2 protein-coding genes and 1 pseudogene are annotated in these 2,322 nt (G+C 64.2%); all 3 read right to left on the reverse strand.

The window, feature by feature from the left end; all coding sequences use genetic code 11:
• Positions 1–164: pseudogene (locus tag EN939_RS30485) on the reverse strand (aldo/keto reductase); the annotation flags it as partial.
• Positions 161–1,141 (reverse strand): sugar-binding transcriptional regulator, encoded by a 981-nt coding sequence (locus EN939_RS30490; RefSeq protein ID WP_127271366.1) that lies wholly within the window; start codon positions 1,139–1,141, stop codon positions 161–163. The gene EN939_RS30490 and the pseudogene EN939_RS30485, both read right to left, overlap by 4 nt.
• Before the next feature lie 25 nt (positions 1,142–1,166).
• Positions 1,167–2,090 carry an ABC transporter permease gene (locus tag EN939_RS30495; RefSeq protein ID WP_236383556.1) on the reverse strand — a complete coding sequence of 308 codons (924 nt, stop codon included), beginning with the start codon at positions 2,088–2,090 and terminating at the stop codon, positions 1,167–1,169.
• Positions 2,091–2,322: the final 232 nt, after the last annotated feature.

The following is a 2,322-nucleotide window of genomic DNA, read 5'->3' on the forward strand; positions in this document are numbered from 1 at the left end:
ATCAGGCTGAGGCCGGCATCGATCGAGGCTTCGATCGCCCTGACCGACTCCTTCTCGTCGGTGCCGCCCCACATCCACCCGCCAATCGCCCAGGTGCCCAGGCCTACGGCCGACGCCGATATGCCGGACTTGCCGATCTGCCGCTGGATCTGTCGAGAATTCATGCTACCTCCTGTTCGGCCAGCTCGAGGATCTGGAGCCCCGTGGCCTCGTCCGTGACGATGGTGTCGAGATGGTTGCCGCGCAGGGCGGCGAGGATCGGCGCGACCTTGCTGGGGCCGCTTGCAATGCCGATCGAGCGCGGGATGGTCGCGAACTCGTCAAGCGTCAACGAGACCAGCGAACGGTTGAGCGAGTAGTTGCAAAGCTTGCCCTGGCGGTCGATGAGATGAGCGAGCAGCTCGCCTGTCGCCCCGGACTTCTCGATCGCCTGGCGATCGGCATTCGAGGACGGATGCAGGTCGTAGTAGCTGGAATCGTCGGTCAGGATGGAGCCGACACCCACCACCGCGACATCCGCCTCGCGCGCCTTGCGAAACACGTCGGCGACGGAGCTGATGCCCATCAGCATTTCGCGCTGCTGCGCGGTGTCGGCAAACAGCGGCGCATGGATCTGGTAGGCGCGGCCGCCGAGCTTGTCGGCCATCAGCGAGGCGACGTGGTTGACGTCGGTGTAGTGCTTGCCCTGCACCAGGCCGGTTGCGGGAATGATCTCGACGTCGTATCGGCGCCCCGGCTTGAGACCGGCGACCAGCGCGCTGACGCCCTTGCCGCCGGTGATCGAGATCGTGTCGCCGTCCTTGATGGTGTCGAGCAGCAGCCCAGCCGCCGCCTCGCCGACCCGCTGCAGGGCCGTGTGCGGATTCTCGGAGACCGACGGCACCACCATCGCCCGCTCGATGCCGCCCAGCGCAACCAGCCGTGCTTCCAGGTCGACCAGATGGTCGATCGGCGACTTGATCTTGATCTCGACGAGGCCGAGCTGGTGGCCGCGCTTGATCAGCCGGTTGACCGTCGCGTGCGAGATGCCGAGTTCCCCGGCGATCTCGGCCTGGGTCTTGCCTTCGACGTAATGCAGGACAAGCGCCTGGTGCATTTGACGAACAGCGGCGATGTCGTCGCGGGTGTTGGGAGGGGCCATGGTCTTGCTGCGGTGCCTTTAGAGTTCAGGACTTCTTGCGGTGCAGGAAGTGATCGATCGATACGGCTGCGAGCAGGATGCATCCCTTGATCATGTCCTGCCAATAGACCGAGACATCGAGCAGGATAAGCGAGCTCGTCACCACCGACAGCAACGCCATGCCGAGGATCGCTCCGAAGATGGTGCCCGAGCCACCATTGAGCGAGGCGCCGCCGATGACGGCCGCGGCGATGATGTTGAGTTCCATGCCGGCGCCGAAGGTCGGTGTCGCCGCGCCGAAGCGCGCCATGTAGATGACACCGGCCAGTCCGGCCAGCGTCGAGCACAGCACCGTGACCCAGAACTTCACCTGATTGGTCCGGATGCCGGAGAACTGCGCGGCCTTCTCGTTGGAGCCGGTGTAGAAAACCTTGCGGAAGGCCGTGGCGCGACGCAGCAGGAAGTCGAAGATGGCCACCACGACGATGAAGATCAGGATGACATAGGGGATGTTGTTGAAACTGCCCTGGCCTATGGCCTTGAAGGCCGGCGGCAGGGTGAACAGCGACAGCGGCGTGCCCTTGGTGACCACCAGGCACATGCCGCGCACGATGACCATGGCCGCCAGCGACGTGATGAAATGATTGAGGCCGATCACGGTCACGAAGAAGCCCATCGCCGCGCCGATCAGCGCGCTGACGCCGATGCCGATCAGGCTTGCCGTCCAGGGATCGAGGCCGGCAAGGAACAGCGCACCCGAGACCACCATCGAGAAACACACGACCGAGCCGACGGAAAGGTCGATGCCGCCGACGATGAGCAGGATCGTCATTCCGACGACGACGATGCCTTCGATGGAAAAGCTCATCAGCATGGCGCGGAAATTGCCCCATGTCAGGAAGTGCGGCGAGGCGAAGCTCATGGCGATGCACAGCGCCAGGATGATGACGATCAGCCCGGCCTCGCGCATCGAGGCGAGCTGAGCGAAATTGATGCGCCGCCCGGCGGCCTTGATCTCGGCGTGCACGAGCGCTTCTCCTGATTCCCTAGGCGACATTCTGGGCCTGCCTTTGATTTGAACTGTCTTGAACGCCCGAGGCGAGCATGATGATGGCTTCCTCGCCGAGCTCGCTGGCGGCGAGTTCGCCGGCGATCCTGCCTTCGCGCACCACGACAACGCGGTCGCACAGACCGATCAGCTC

It is taken from the genome of Mesorhizobium sp. M7A.F.Ca.CA.002.05.1.1, assembly GCF_003998335.1.
Classification (GTDB): domain Bacteria; phylum Pseudomonadota; class Alphaproteobacteria; order Rhizobiales; family Rhizobiaceae; genus Mesorhizobium.